The organism is Brevibacillus fluminis (genome assembly GCF_052072235.1).
In the GTDB taxonomy this organism is placed as follows: Bacteria; Bacillota; Bacilli; order Brevibacillales; family Brevibacillaceae; genus Brevibacillus_D; species Brevibacillus_D fluminis_A.
The window spans coordinates 2,334,288-2,348,902 of sequence record NZ_CM125436.1 but is presented as its reverse complement, the minus strand read 5'-3'; the positions used below and the strand labels follow the sequence as shown (position 1 = coordinate 2,348,902).

Here is a 14,615-nt window from a genome sequence, read left to right as displayed (position 1 = left end):
TTCTCGACAATGGGCATTGTTTATGCTTTTGGATGGCATAAATTTAGTGGATTTATCCACTCAATTTCGTAATCGCTTGGGCGATGGCGAAGTCTTTGCCGGTCAATCCGTTGGCCTTTTTGGATGAGAGCACGAATGTGACCCGATCGCCGGCGATTCGGATTTCTGCGTGGTCGTGGTCTTGCCCCAAATAGGAGGCGACCCGATTGACGAACTCCATCGCTTTTGGAAATGGTGTACAGGTAAAGCTTTGCGTCAGCGCGCGCTCGTCATCCGTCAGACTCCAACCCGGCACTTTTCCCAGATTGAATTTGACCTGATCGATGGTGAGCTTGGTCATGGCGGTTCCCTCCCTTGGCCGATGAATGGCCGTGCCTTTTGCTTTCATCATATGAAGGAACCGGCGTAAAAAATCACTGGCTACGCGCCGCCATTCGGCCTAACTTTGACACCGTTTTCAGCCTTTTTTCCGCGCGTAAAAAATCATCCGCTTGGACTGCTCGCTCTCATACGGCTCGCAACTGTACGTGCCGAACGTTTGAATTTCGCTGAAGCCGGCCGCCTTCAGCATCTCGAGCATTTCCCCCTGTTCATACAGACGCACCTGTTCCCAATATTCCCGCGTCCCCGAGGCTTCCGCATCGGTGATGCGGATTCGCTTTTTGACATAGCCTTCCTCGATGGTCCGCTCCTCTTCGATCATCAGCCCCTCGATCTCCCGCTCGGAATGGCGCACCAGATTTGCTTTCAAATACGCGGGGTTCAAATAATCGATGACCACCTCGCCGCCAGGCTTGAGCGCCTTCATCATGTTGGCAATTACCAACCGGTTCTCGTCGTCTGTGGCAAAATAGCCGAAGCTGGTGAACAGGTTAAAGACGATATCGAATTCTTGCTCAAAGGGGATGTCCCGCATATCGTATTGAAAATAATGAAGATTGTCGTATGTATTTTGCTCTTCGGCCAAAGCCAGAAACACGTCAGACAGGTCCACGCCGACCACTTCATAGCCGCGCGCTGCCAACGCCCGCGAATGCCGTCCGCTGCCACAGCACAAATCGAGAACGCGGCCCTGGCGCTTGATCGGCAGGTGGGTTAATAACTCATTTACTTCCTGATTGGCAGAGCTTTCGTCGCGATGCCGGTACACCAGCAAATAATCTTCCCGAAAGCTGCGTTCAAACCAAGGTTCGGTCATAGATCGATGTCTCCTTTTCCTTCTTGCACTTTGCAAATTATATCACACTGTCTATGCGCTTGTTACCCTTTCAGCCGATTGCGACGCATGACCGGGAGCAGTTGGCGTACCGGACAGCGCGAAAGCCGCCCTGCCAGAGTGCAGAGGCGGCTTTCGTTGTTCATCGGCTCTCCACATCGACAGACAAGACATGGTGCACGTTTTTGATTAACGTATAAACATCGGTCGTATAAATTTTTTCCGGGGCCAAAATCAGCATTTCCAGCCGCTGGTGGCCATTATCCAAATCTCGGACCTTCACCCGCTTGATCGTCATATCCAGATGCTTGATTTCTTTGAAAAGAGCATTCAGATCATGGTTCTCCTCCACCTCAATCCGAATCGACAAGTCTCGTTTCCGCAGCGAGCTGGGACCGATCATCTTGATAAAGAACGGCAGCACATTGATCGCAAAAATGATCATCAGGCTGGCCGTGATCGCCTCATAATAAAAGCCGGCGCCGACAGCGATTCCGAGGCCGGATGCCGCCCACACCATCGATGCGGTAGTCAGCCCCGAGATCACGTCATTGCTCCGGCGCAAGATCACCCCGGCACCAAGAAAACCAACCCCGCTGACGACCTGGGCCGCCAGCCGCATCGGGTCCATATTCGTATGGCCGGGCACCGAATAGCGGTGGACCGCTTCAATCGAAACGAGCGTCACCAGACAGCTTGCCACAGAAATCACCATGCTTGTTTTTACCCCGAGCGGTTTGCTCTTCAGTTGCCTGTCGATGCCGATCAAAAGCCCCAAAAACAAAGAAATACTCAACTTGATCATGAAGTCGTATGCCATCGTGTCGTCTCTCCTCTAGTCTCCGTCGCCGCTTTGCCAATGCAAGAACGTTGCGCTGCAAATAGTTGGAATAATGACAAAATATAGTAACAGAAGTGTAAGCGCAAAGGCTCCGACGGTCAAGCTATTTCTTAGTGTCGTTCGCAAACGGCCAAATTATGTTAGATAAAGAATACGCAGCAAATCAAGAGGAAATGCTTGCTTGTAAAAAAATGCAGCGCGGCGCGGAAACGAAAAAACAGCCGCTCCCTTTTGCAAGAGAAGCGGCCGTCTGCTGTTTAGTTGGCGATATAGGCGTATTTGAAGTAAGCTCCGCCCAGCGGGAAGATGATGAAATCTTTGACCCGATCGTTTTTCACGTACGGATTTCCACGGAAGTTGATGGGGGCAAGCGGCATTTCATCCATGAGGATCGTTTCCGCATCGAGCAAAATTTGCTTCCGCTTTGCCGGATCGGTTTCTTGGTAGCTCTTGTCAATCAGCTCTTTAAATTTGGCGTTTTCCCATTTCGGATTGTTGTTGCCGCCCGTTTTGTCGCGGAACATTTCCAGGAAGTTGATCGGATCGTTGAAGTCCGCACCCCACATAAAGCGGCCGAGATCATAATTGGCACTGTGCACATTGTCGTTGTACACTTTCCACTCGGTATTGTAGAGCTTGACGTTTACGCCCAGGTTTTTGCGCCATTGGTCCTGCAGCGCTTCCGCCATCTTTTTGTAAATATCCGATGTATTATAGGAATAGGTGACTTCCGGGAACTCTTTCAGCCCCAACTCCTTCATCCCTTCCGCAAGCAGCTCCTTGGCTTTGGCAGGATCTTCTTTGAAGTATCCGTCCGGCTTCAGACCCATCGATGTCGGCACCCAGCCATAGGCGGCAGGGACTCCTGTCTGCAAAATATTGTCGATGATTTCCTGACGGTTGATTGCATAGGAGAACGCCTGGCGAATTTTCTTGTTGTTGAACGGCGGCTTGGTGGTATTGAAAATGACCGACTGTGTACCAGGGTTGTCGGCGACCATCAGCTTGCCTTCTTCCTTGATCTTGGGAATCGCGTCCGCCGGCAAGCCTGTCGCCGGATAGCCGCCCCAGTCTGTCTCGCCGCCTTCGAACATCGACAGCGCGGTATTGTTGTCTTCAATCATGGAAATCTCGATGCGGTCGAGCTTCACATGATCTTTGTCCCAGTACGTCGGGCTTTTCGTAAAGACCATTTTGGTCTTATGCTCCCATGTATCGAGCACAAACGGTCCGTTCCCGATCAGCGTCTTTGGGTCCGACGCCCAATTCGGGTTGCTTTCCACCGTTTTTTGATGCAGCGGGAAAAGCGTTGTAAACTGCGTCAGCTCGCGGAAAAACGGTGTCGGTGATTTCAGCGTGAATTCCAGCGTATAGTCGTCAACCGCCTTGACGCCGACATCCTCCGCCTTGCCTTTCCCTGTGTTGTACTCTTCTCCGCCCTTGAGGTAATAAAGCTGATACGCATAGCCGGATGCCGTTTTCGGATCGAGATTGCGTTTCAGCGCGTATTCGAAATCGTGTGCCGTTACAGGATCGCCGTTTTGCCATTTCGCGTCCTTGCGAATTTTGAAAGTGAACTTGGTGTAATCCGGTGAATTGGTGAAGCTCTCCGCCACGGCATTGTCCAGCTGACCGTTCAAATCATAGCTGGTCAAGCCCTCAAAACAGGCGTTGATCATGTCCATGGAATCCGATTCGGTTGCAATCCCCGGGTCCATCGTCGGCGGTTCGCCGCTGATCGTCCAGCGCAGCACCATCGGCCCGCTTTTTGCCGGCTCTGTCGATTGCGTATTGCTTGGCGTGGTATTCGTGGTCGTTGTCTGTGCGGTGTCTGTTGGCGTGGAGCTGCAGCCGGTCGCTACACCAAGCAGCAGCGTTGCCCCTGTAACCATGGTGAGCCACTTTTTCATAATGATTCTCCCCCTTTTGGCGAAAGCATTCGGTTGATGAAAAAAGGCAGACTGCTGAATCAGGACTTTAGCTCATTACTAGACAAAAGTATAAGTGCATGAAATCCCCTGGCTCAGCGCCGTCTCCAATCGTTCACTCACCATCTTTTTTATTTTTGTAAATTTTCAGTCATATGAGAAGGATAATGGAAACAAGTGGGATTGTCACTAAGCAAACTGTATGGAAAACCGTTCATCACAGCCATGTATTCACCCGTTTTTTATACTTTTTGTACAATGACACCTAATTATTGTAAAATTCCCTCCTGTATGATCGCTTCTCCCCTCTCAAGCGCCCGCGAAACGCTGCCCTATCTTTCAAGAAGTATGGAAATTCGGCACCGATTTGGAAGACCAAGCGAAACAGTGATATTACCATACATTACAAATGAAAAAGTTGACAAAGTGGAAAGGCAATGGTAAATTTGTGTAAAAATACGTAAATCCGATGGAGGGATCATCAGCATGCACAAAGCCGAAAGCCAGCCCTGGATCAATGCGGGTACACTGTCGTCGCTCCAAGAGAAGGGCCACAAGTTCATTCATGGCGGGATCGCTGTGTTTTATCATGAGGAGAAGGTTTATGCGGTAGACAATCGCTGTCCGCACATGGGATTTCCGCTGCATATGGGCAGCTTGTGCGACGGGATCCTCACCTGCCATTGGCACCATGCGCGCTTTGACGTCTGCAGCGGTGGAACGTTGGACCCGTGGGCGGACGATGTGCCGTCGCATGAAGTGAAAATTGAAAATGGAGTCGTTTGGGTAAATCCGCATCCTAAACAGACGAACAGCATAGAGAAATACAAACTTCGGTTGCGAGAAGGTCTGGAACAAAATCTCGGTCTCGTGATCGCCAAAGCTGTTGTCGGATTGGTGGAAGCCGGTGTTCCGGCAGCGGAAATCGTGGAGGTCGGCATCCATTTCGGCACCGTCTATGGGAGAGGCTGGAATTCGGGCCTCACCATCCTTACCGCGATGGCCAATGTGCTGCCGAAGCTGGATAAAGCAGGAACGATCCTCGCGCTTTATCAAGGGCTGCGCCATGTGGCCCGCAACAGCTCCGGTGCGGCGGCTCGGCATCTGCTAAAGCCGCTGCCGGGAGCAGACGTGCCGTTCGAGCGGCTGACGGAATGGTACCGCAGCTGTATCGAGGTCCGCGACACACAAGGGGCTGAAAGAGTGCTGCTCACGGCGATCCGTCAGGGGGCTTCCCTGGAGCTGCTTTCGGAGATGATGCTGGTGGCGGCGACGGACCACTTTTATTTGGACGGCGGTCATACGTTCGATTTCCATAATAAAGCCTTTGAAGCGATTGGCCTGATCGGCGAAGAGCACACCGCGCAGACGCTGACCTCACTGGTTCGGCTCCTCGCCAATCCGACCCGGAGCGAGGAACTTCATCAGTGGCAGTCGCCAGTGAATCTGGTCGTTCCGCTGAAGGAAGCATTCGCGCAGTTGGATCGCCTCCCTCTGAGCGAGCCCTATACCGATATTTCCGCAGCAGATGAGGAGAAACTCGTGGAACAGCTGTTGCGTGACGAACCACTAGAAACAGTGAACCTTGTCACAACGCTCTTGCAATCCGGCGCACATCCGGCCCGACTGGCCCAACTGGTTGCTTTGGCTGCGGCGGAACGGATCGTCCGCTTCCATACCCAGAACGATTTCGGCGATTGGATCTCTGTTTTGCATACCTTTACCTATGCGCATGCCGTGCATGAGCGTTTGCGCCGCTCTGCCCATCCTCTGCTCATCCGGGCGATCTACCACGGGATCATCAGCATTTATTTGGATCGTTTTTTAAATATCCCGGCGGCAAAACGGCCGGATGGCTCGGCCGTCCCCGCCGTCGATACTGCCAATCCGGAACGGCTGCTGCAAATTTTGGATCAACGCCAGCAAGTGAACGAAGCAGCGCGCTGGACAGCCGGCTACCTGCATAACGGCGGCGACCCTGACGCCCTGCTTGCTACGTTAGGCCATGCGCTCTTGCGCGAAGACGCCGAATTCCATTCGTTTCAAATGTACGAAGCGGCGGTCGCCGAATATGAGCGCTGGACAACGCGCAACGACGCCTTCGCCGCTCGCGCTGGTGAAACGATGCTTCTCGCGGCAACCCGCTATTTGGCGGCCCACGCGCCCACCCCACGCGAACAGCCGCATATCGCCCACATTGCCACACGGCTGCACCGGGGCGAGCGGCTATTTGAAGAGGCGTAATGCCAGACGGCTACCGAAACATCCGGTAGCCGTCTTTTTTTGATGATGTCTCCCAGCGCGTTCCTCACTTTTGCCGCTGCACAGGGAGCAGATTGCGAACCCGCTCATCCCGCAGCCAAAGCCCGCCCCATGCAAGAATGGCCAAATAGACGGAAAACAGCACATGGGTAAATAACGGTGCATCCATGCGAATCTGCGTTGCAATGACACCGCCGAAATAGCCGGTTAACAACAAGGCGCCCAAGACGGCCGTGCGCGGCACCGCATAGAAGATCGTAGAGACAAGTCCGAGAATGCCGAGCACGGCAATATGGTGCTGCGCAAAGCCCAGCTCCAGTGTTCCTTCCACCACAGGGGCAGGTTGAAAAAATTTCATCACGCTGTCAAAAAGCATAAAAAGAATAACGATTCCGCTCATGATTCGCGCCACCCACAGGCGGCTTTTGGATATGTTGTTGCTCATCGTTTGCGATTCCACCTTTCCGATCCATCCGTTTTTCCTCTGCTTCTCACCCATGACCACATCATAGCATAGTCAGGAAGACTATATTTCTTTTGCATTGCGGTCTTTCCCCTGGAAAAACGAATGCAGGCACGCCCGAACAAAAAAGGACCGGTTGATGATTCCGGTCCTTTCGCTTGTGTTCGATGTTGCGCTTGGCACCTGTACGATCTGTCAGGAAAATGAAGGTTGGCAGCCTTGATCAGCCATAAGATGACAGCTTACCCGATGTGTCTCCCCTGCTTCATAAACCGGGGGCGATTCGGTTTCGCAGCGCTGCATCCGCTTGGGACAGCGGGTCACAAACGGGCAACCGGCATGCTGCATATAGGGACTGGGCGGATCGCCTGCAAGACCGATCGACTCTTGCCTGATTTGGTCCAGCCGTGGCACAGCGGAAAGCAGTGCTTGCGTATACGGATGGGCAGGCCGCCGGAAAATTTCTTCTGTCGTACCGATCTCCACAATCCGCCCCAAATACATCACCGCAACGCGATCCGAAATGTATTTCACCACCGAGAGATCGTGGGAAATGAAGATGAGCGAGAGCGCGAACTCTTTCTTCAACTCTTCCAGCAGGTTCAAGATATGGGCCTGAACCGATACGTCAAGCGCACTGACCGGCTCGTCGGCAATCAACAGCTTGGGCTTGACGGCGATCGCACGGGCGATCCCGATTCGCTGCCTCTGCCCGCCGCTGAAGGCTTTCGGGTACTTGTCCGCATCTTTGGCATGCAAGCCGACCCGCTCCAGCAAAAAGTCGATGTATTCGTTTTGTTCCTGCTCGTTGCTGCATAGTTGGTGGAAGCGGATCGTCTCTGCGAGCATCTCTCGTACCGTCATGCGCGGGTTGAGCGATGAGTACGGGTCTTGAAACACCATCTGCATGTTTTTGCGTACTTTTCGCAGCGCTTTTTCATCGCTTCGCGTGATGTCTTGCCCCAAAAAGGTGATGGTCCCATCTGTCGGTTCATACAGCCGCATGAGCGTGCGGCTGACCGTGCTTTTTCCGCAGCCGCTCTCCCCGACGAGCCCCAATGTCTCCCCCGCTTCCAGCGAAAAGGTGACCCCATCCACCGCATACAGCACCGTGCCACTGTGCTTGAACCATTTATCCAGCAAACCGCTTTTTTTGCGGAATTCCTTGCGCAGACGTTCCACTTGTAAAATTGTCGTCATGTCTGTGCGCACACCCTTTCGTGCCAATAACATGCCGACCAATGCCCTGGGGCGATCTCCCGCAATTGCGTATGCTCCTGTTTGGTGCATTCCACCGTGGCCAGCGAGCAGCGGGCATGGAACGGACACCCTTCCAGCGGTTGCGACATATCTGGCAAGGAACCCGGGATTCCCTGGAGCTTTTCGTCCGACTCGATTCGCGGCACGGATCGAATCAGCCCTACCGTATAGGCGTGGCGCGGCTTGCGGAACAAGTCAGCCGTCACGGCTGTTTCCATTACTTTTCCCGCATACAAGACGACGACGCGGTCACACATCTGGGCAACGACACCAAGATTGTGGGTCACGATCAAAATCCCCATCCCCAGGCGTTGTTGAAGTTCTTTCATTAGCGTCAGCACCTGTTCCTGAACAGTCACATCGAGCGCTGTCGTCGGTTCATCAGCCAGCAACAGCTGCGGATCGCAGCAGATCGCCAGCGCAATCATCACCCGTTGTCGCATCCCGCCGCTCATCTGGTGCGGGTAATGGTAGATGCGCCGTTCCGGTGAAGAAATTCCTACCAATCGGAGCAATTCAATCGCCTTGTTCCATGCCTCTTTTTTACTCATCGCTCGATGGGTCCGCAACGTTTCGACAATCTGATCGCCGATCCGGTACACCGGATCAAGCGAACTCATCGGGTCCTGCATCACCATGCCGATCTTTTGGCCGCGGATTTGCTGCATCTGCTTTTTCGAATAGCGCAGCAGCTCGTTTCCTTCAAACCGGATGGCTCCTTTTGTTACTTTTCCTTGTGGTGACGGCAGCAGCTGCAGGATGGAGCGGCAGGTGATGCTTTTGCCGCTGCCGCTTTCTCCGACAAGTCCGACCGTTTCACCATGGTTGATATGAAACGTGACATCATGTACGGCATGCACGGTGCGTGCCTTCGTTTCGAGAATGACTTCCAGGTTCTCGACTTCCAGCAATGGCCTCAACGCGATCCTCCCCCTGTTCCATTCGGGCCATGTCAGCCGGTCAGCTTGCTGACAAGAGCAGCATCGCTAACAGGACCGGCATCATTTTACGCATGTCATCGGTTTGGTAGCGGACGGTTCTGCCGTCGATCAGCTCGACGCCCGGCATGTAGCTGACGAGCTTGGCGCTGTTGGTCGACTTGAACTCCAGATCGAGCGTGTACGATGCCAATTTCGGCAGCGGCTGGACGTTTTTGTGATTTTCGACCGCTTCCTTCGCCTTTGCCCGAATCATCTCCCGCGTGACGCTTGGGTGCAGGCAGCGCCCGGTATGAATGCCTTTCCCTTCTTTGACGGCCACCGTGTAGACGCCCGGAATGTCTTTTTCCACCTCCGCCGCCGTCTGCGTATCGCCAGTGACCAAAACGACCGGAACGCCAAAGGCTGCAGCGGCGGCGGCATTCAAACCGGCCTCGCCCACTTCCTCGCCATTCAGGAACAGCCGCTGAATCCGTCCGCTCAGCGTATGATTCAAAATCCCGTCTTTCGTCCCCGCCTTGCCGTGGTACCCGATAAAGAAAGCTGCGGCAAACGAGTCGTCAAGCCCTTCGACCATCAGCATCGGCTTTTTGAAGCCGCTGATCAATTCCGCTTTTGGATTCAGGTCATCCCAGAGCACATTTTTCATCGTATCGTGCGAATCGTTGACGAGGATCTCCGTCGCTCCGGCATCAAGCGCACCCGCGATCGCTGCGTTCAAATCTTGCGTCAGCAGCTTGCGAAAATACTCGTAATTTTTTTTGCCGACATCCACATCGTCGTCGTCAATGACGCCGGAAATGCCTTCCATATCGACTGAAATAAAAACTTTCACCGTGTTCCCCTCCATCAAAAAAGTTAGTGCTGTTCGATTTTTTCTGCCAAGCCATCACCGAGCAAACTGAAGCCAAGCCCGGTCACCACGATCGCCAGACCCGGGAAAGTAGCCATCCACCATGCATTGATGATGTAATTGCGCCCCTCGGAGATCATCGAGCCCCATTCTGCGGCAGGCGGCTGAACGCCCAATCCCAGGAAGCTGAGCGATGCGCCGAGCAAGATGCACAGCACGACGTCGGACATCGCAAACACGATCGCAGACGAGATCACGTTCGGCAAAATGTGGCGCAGCATGATCCGCCCATGGCCGTATCCGATGCTTCTGGCCGCCAAAATGTACTCCTGCTGCTTGACCACCAGCACCTCGCCGCGCACGATCCGCGCATAGGCGCTCCAGCCGACAATAAAAATGGCGATATACATATTCATCAAGCCCGGTCCGAGAATGGAAATGATGGCGATGATCAGCACCATGAATGGAAAGCTGATGACGACATCGACCAGCCGCATCATCACCGTATTGAACCAACCGCCAAAATAACCGGATAAAAGCCCGATCAGCGTACCGGTAAGAAAAGGGACAATCACCGCGATCACCCCGATTTGCAGATCGACCCGGCCGGCATACAGCATGCGGGTAAAAATATCGCGGCCGAAATTGTCTGTGCCGAACCAATGGGCAGCGCCCGGTTTTTGCAGCGCGTTGGCCAGGTCGTTGGCGTTCGGGTCATAGGGCGACAGCCATGGCGCGCAGATGGACAGCACGATGACGAAACATACCACCGCAAGCCCCCATGCGATCTTGGCGTTGACCGGTATGCGGGAAAAAAACCGCGGGCGGATCGTCCTGATTGGTGTTTTGGATGCCGTATGCTGTACTTGTGCCATGTTCTCCCCCTATTCCAGATCGACGCGCGGATCGAGTATCGTGTAGCACAGGTCCGTCAGCAAATTGACCGCAACGACCAATATCGCGAATACGAGCACCAGCCCCTGAATGACCGGATAGTCCCTGGCCAGGATCGAATTGATCAAAAGCTGTCCCAAACCCGGTACGGAGAAGACGGTTTCAATGACGACGGAACCACCGAGCAGCCAGCCGATATTCACGCCGAGAATGGTAATCGTGCCATTGATTGCATTGCGCAGGACGTGTTTGATGACAACCGCTCGCTCCTTCAGCCCTCTCGCCCGCGCTGCTTCGATGTACTCGGAGGAAAAGACGCTGATGATTTTGCTGCGCAGCGGCCGCATCAGCACCGGCGCCAGGCCGAAGGTAATCGTCAAGGCCGGCAAAAACAAATAGTAGATGTGGCCCCCAAAATTTTTGCCGTAGCCCGATACCGGAAACAGCTTCAGCTTGATGCTCAGCAGCAGCATGAGGAGAATCCCGATCCAAAAGGATGGCATCGCCAGACCGACGATCGAAATGGCACGGAACCCGCCGTCAATCAGCGAGCCTTTTTTCATCGCAGACCATAATGCGAGCGGGATGCTGATCAAAAGGCTGAGCAAGGAAGCGTAAATCACCAGGAAAAATGTCGTGCCCAGCCGCTCGCCAATCAGCTTGTTGACCGATTGCTTCATCAGGATCGAATTCCCCAATTCACCTTGGAACAAATTTTGAATAAAAATGAGATATTGATCATACAGCGGCTTGTCCAACCCCATTTGTACGGTCAGCTGCCGCACCGTTTCCGGTGTTGCCCGGGGACCGAGCATGATCGTGGCAGGGTCCCCGGGAATCAGATGGATGATGAGAAACGAAACGACCGATATGCCGAAAATGACCGGAATGAGCTGGATCAGACGTTGGAGCACAAAGTGTAGGCGTACGATGCTGCATCACCTTCTTTACTTGGTCAGCCATACGTCCTCAAGGCGGTAATTGCCTGTGGACATGACCTGAAAACCTTTTACATAGCTCTGCACGGCATACGTTGCCGGTTTATAGTACAGGAAAACAAAAGGCGCATCTTCGCTGACGAGCCGTTGAATTTCAAAATACATGTCTTTGCGTTTTGCTTCATCCAGCTCCCCGCGCGCCTTGTCGGACAGCTCGTCCACTTTCGGGTTTTTATAGCCGGTGTGGTACGAATTCGTGCCGCCAGTGGAAACGACCTCAAAGCTGGTCAATTCATCCGGGTCGATGATGTCTGTCGTGAAGTAGGTAGACGCCAAATCGTACTTCATCGCATTGATCGCCTCATCCGCCGCACCTGGCTCCATCAGCTGGATGTCGAGATCGATCCCGATCGCGGCAAGCTGCTCCTTGACGATGACGCCGATTTGGCGCTCCGTCTCGTTGCCGGAGCTGATCAGCAAACTCGTTTTGAACCCATGCGGTTTCGACGATTCCGCCATCAGCTGCTTGGCTTTGTCCAGATCGTATTTGTACCCTTTGAGCTGGTCGTTGAAAAATTTCATTTTTGGCAAATAGGATGTGGCCATCTCGCCATTCCCCAGCAGTACCGTCTTGATGATCGCATCTTTGTCGATCGCATAGTTGATCGCCTGGCGTACCTTCACATCCTGGAACGGCTCGCGCGTATTATTGATCGTCAGCACATCGATTCGCGATTGCTGGACTGCCATGACATTCAGGTTCGGATCTGTTTTCAGCTCTTCGAGCGAGTTGAACGGGACGTTTGACGCAATATCGATTTCACCTGCGCGCAATTGCAGCATCCGCGTCGTATCTTCCGGCACTTGCACCAGCTCGACCCCGTCCAAATACGGCTTGCCTTGCTGCCAATAATCCGGATTTTTCGCCAACGCCACCTTTTGCCCGCGCTGCCATTCCGCCAAACGGAACGGACCCGTGCCCATCTCGTTGCTGCTGAGGTAATCCTTGCCTTTCTCCTTCACGGCCTTCTCGGATACGATGGAACTGCTGAACAACGCCAGGGACGAAAGCAACGGCGCATACGGCGTTTTCGTCTTGATCGTCACGACATCATCCGCAGTAGCCTCTACCGAATCGATTCCCGTGTAGATCCAGCTCCAGCTCGACTCCTTGCCGCGCGCCCGATCAAGCGAAAATTTGACATCCGCTGCCGTCATCGGCGAGCCATCGTGGAATTTGACGCCTTTGCGCAGCGTAAAGGTGTAGGTTTTGCCATCGTCGGAGACTTTCCATTCCGTCGCCAGCGCCGGTTCAATCCCATTTCCGTCTGGCGAAACGCGAACCAACTGATCGTACATCAGCAACAGCGTCCAAATCGACATGTTATCTCCCGGAACGATGGGGTCCAAATTCGATACATCTTGCGCCCGAGCCAGCTTCAAGACGCCACCAGGCTTGGGCGTTTCTCCTCCGGAACCGCTGGCAGCAGCTTGCGAATCTCCCGCTTGGGCATTGTTTGCAGCCGGCGCACTTTCCGGCGCGGATGAACAGGCAACGGTCCCCACAGCAAAAAGTACAGCAATGAGACTCATGAGCCCGTTTTTGACGATTCGTTTTGTGTGTTTCATTGCGCCCTCCCTTATCATCGTCTTTACTATTGTAAATATTCTGCCTATTTATAATAGTGGATGGAAGGAAATCGACACCAATTGAAATTCTTTATAGCCCTTATGCAAAATTTCAATGGCTGTCCGAAAAATCGCGCTCCTGCATCCTTGTTTTTCCGGAAAATTGTCTCCAAAAATTGGGTATTTCGTGCTGGTGTTATGGTAAAATGGACGTACTTGCATTGCGATTTTGTCAGCAAAAGCGTCTCAACAAATGCACCAACAAGCATGAACGGGGGGCAAAAGATGAGAAAATGGAGAACATGGCTGGTAGGTTCGGTCACGGCGGTGCTGGCGACGGGGAGCTTGCTTGCAGGCTGCAGCACGAGCCAGGAGGCGGCAGGCAATCCTCCCGCCGCAAACCAAGGGGAAAAGCTGGATGCGGAGCTGAATGTGTTCAACTGGACCGAATACTTGCCGCAATCCATCATTGACAAGTTCGAGCAGCAATACGGCGTCAAAGTGAACTACAGCACCTATTCGTCCAATGAAGAAATGCTGGCGAAACTAAGTGTCGGTTCGTCCGGGTATGACCTGTCTGTCGCATCGGAGTACATGGTTGAGATGATGCGGAATCTCGGCGTGATTCAGGAGATCAATTATGAGAATATTCCGAACTTCAAGAACATCCGGGACGATTTCAAAAACCTCTCTTTTGACCCAGGCAACAAATTTTCCATCCCTTACATGTGGGGGGACGCGATCATCGCCGTCAATACCGACAAAATCAAAGACAAGATTACGGGATACAAAGATTTATGGAATCCGAAATATAAAAACTCCATGGTCGTGTTGGATGACCAGCGGGCGATCATCGGCATTACGCTGAAGAAAATGGGCTATTCGCTTAATGAAAAAGACGAGAAAATCTTGCAGCAGGCAAAGGACGAACTGAAAAAGCTGCTGCCCAACATCAAAGCGTTTGACAGCGACAGCCCCAAAACGATGCTGATCAACGGCGAGGCATCCATCGGTTTCGTCTGGGGTGCGGAAGCGGCTCTGGCGCGCAAGGAAAATCCGGCCATCCACTATGTTTTGCCGGAAGAGGGCTTGTACTTGTGGCAAGATAATTTTGTCATTCCGAAAGACGCCCCTCACAAGAAAACAGCCGAGGCGTTCATCAATTTTCTGTTGCAGCCGGAAATCAGTGCGGAAATCTCCAAAGACTTCCCGTACGCCAATCCGAATCAGGAAGCGTTGAAGCTGATCGACAAGGCTGTAACGGAAGACATCGCCGTTTACCCGCCGAAGGAAGCGCTGCAAAAAGGCGAGCATCTGCAATTCCTTGGCGATGTGACGAAAATCTATGACCGGATTTGGTCGGAAGTGAAGCAGTAAGCGAATAGGGTCAAGC

General features: G+C 53.2%; 13 protein-coding genes. 2 read left to right on the top strand and 11 right to left on the bottom strand.

Annotated features, from left to right (window positions below; all coding sequences use genetic code 11):
- Positions 1-52 precede the first annotated feature (52 nt).
- From ACTID9_RS11570 to ACTID9_RS11555, 4 genes are all read right to left on the bottom strand, one after another.
- The gene (locus ACTID9_RS11570) at positions 53-340 is read right to left on the bottom strand and encodes a 4a-hydroxytetrahydrobiopterin dehydratase (RefSeq protein WP_441071392.1); all 288 of its coding nucleotides are present in this window, start codon (positions 338-340) and stop codon (positions 53-55) included.
- 117 nt (positions 341-457) lie between these two features.
- Positions 458-1,198 (bottom strand): class I SAM-dependent methyltransferase, encoded by a 741-nt coding sequence (locus ACTID9_RS11565; RefSeq protein ID WP_441071391.1) that lies wholly within the window; start codon positions 1,196-1,198, stop codon positions 458-460.
- 160 nt (positions 1,199-1,358) lie between these two features.
- The gene (locus tag ACTID9_RS11560) at positions 1,359-2,036 is read right to left on the bottom strand and encodes an MgtC/SapB family protein (protein ID WP_441071390.1); all 678 of its coding nucleotides are present in this window, start codon (positions 2,034-2,036) and stop codon (positions 1,359-1,361) included.
- Positions 2,037-2,314: 278 nt separating this feature from the next.
- The gene (locus tag ACTID9_RS11555) at positions 2,315-3,967 is read right to left on the bottom strand and encodes a peptide ABC transporter substrate-binding protein (protein WP_441071389.1); all 1,653 of its coding nucleotides are present in this window, start codon (positions 3,965-3,967) and stop codon (positions 2,315-2,317) included.
- 504 nt (positions 3,968-4,471) lie between these two features.
- Here ACTID9_RS11555 and ACTID9_RS11550 point away from each other — a divergent pair.
- Positions 4,472-6,229 (top strand): Rieske (2Fe-2S) protein, encoded by a 1,758-nt coding sequence (locus ACTID9_RS11550; RefSeq protein WP_441071388.1) that lies wholly within the window; start codon positions 4,472-4,474, stop codon positions 6,227-6,229.
- A 64-nt stretch (positions 6,230-6,293) separates the two neighbouring features.
- Here the strand turns inward: ACTID9_RS11550 and ACTID9_RS11545 are convergent, their stop codons facing one another.
- The 7 genes from ACTID9_RS11545 to ACTID9_RS11515 form a co-directional block, all read right to left on the bottom strand.
- On the bottom strand, positions 6,294-6,692 hold the full coding sequence (locus ACTID9_RS11545; RefSeq protein ID WP_441071387.1) for a DoxX family protein: 399 nt from the start codon (positions 6,690-6,692) through the stop codon (positions 6,294-6,296).
- A gap of 213 nt (positions 6,693-6,905) precedes the next feature.
- The gene (locus ACTID9_RS11540) at positions 6,906-7,910 is read right to left on the bottom strand and encodes an ABC transporter ATP-binding protein (RefSeq protein WP_441071386.1); all 1,005 of its coding nucleotides are present in this window, start codon (positions 7,908-7,910) and stop codon (positions 6,906-6,908) included.
- Positions 7,907-8,890, bottom strand: a complete 984-nt coding sequence (locus ACTID9_RS11535) for an ABC transporter ATP-binding protein (RefSeq protein WP_441071385.1) — start codon at positions 8,888-8,890, stop codon at positions 7,907-7,909. Before ACTID9_RS11535 ends, ACTID9_RS11540 begins: the two co-directional genes overlap by 4 nt.
- Before the next feature lie 40 nt (positions 8,891-8,930).
- Positions 8,931-9,743 (bottom strand): M55 family metallopeptidase, encoded by an 813-nt coding sequence (locus ACTID9_RS11530; RefSeq protein ID WP_441071384.1) that lies wholly within the window; start codon positions 9,741-9,743, stop codon positions 8,931-8,933.
- Between the two features lie 23 nt (positions 9,744-9,766).
- Positions 9,767-10,636, bottom strand: coding sequence for an ABC transporter permease (locus tag ACTID9_RS11525; protein ID WP_441071383.1), 870 nt, complete (start codon positions 10,634-10,636; stop codon positions 9,767-9,769).
- Positions 10,637-10,645: 9 nt separating this feature from the next.
- Positions 10,646-11,569 (bottom strand): ABC transporter permease, encoded by a 924-nt coding sequence (locus tag ACTID9_RS11520; protein WP_441071382.1) that lies wholly within the window; start codon positions 11,567-11,569, stop codon positions 10,646-10,648.
- 33 nt (positions 11,570-11,602) lie between these two features.
- Positions 11,603-13,222 (bottom strand): ABC transporter substrate-binding protein, encoded by a 1,620-nt coding sequence (locus ACTID9_RS11515; RefSeq protein ID WP_441071381.1) that lies wholly within the window; start codon positions 13,220-13,222, stop codon positions 11,603-11,605.
- 285 nt (positions 13,223-13,507) lie between these two features.
- Here ACTID9_RS11515 and ACTID9_RS11510 point away from each other — a divergent pair, with 285 nt between their 5' ends.
- A complete protein-coding gene (locus tag ACTID9_RS11510; RefSeq protein ID WP_441071380.1) occupies positions 13,508-14,599 on the top strand; it encodes an ABC transporter substrate-binding protein in 1,092 nt (363 codons plus the stop codon).
- The last annotated feature ends 16 nt before the right edge of the window (positions 14,600-14,615 follow it).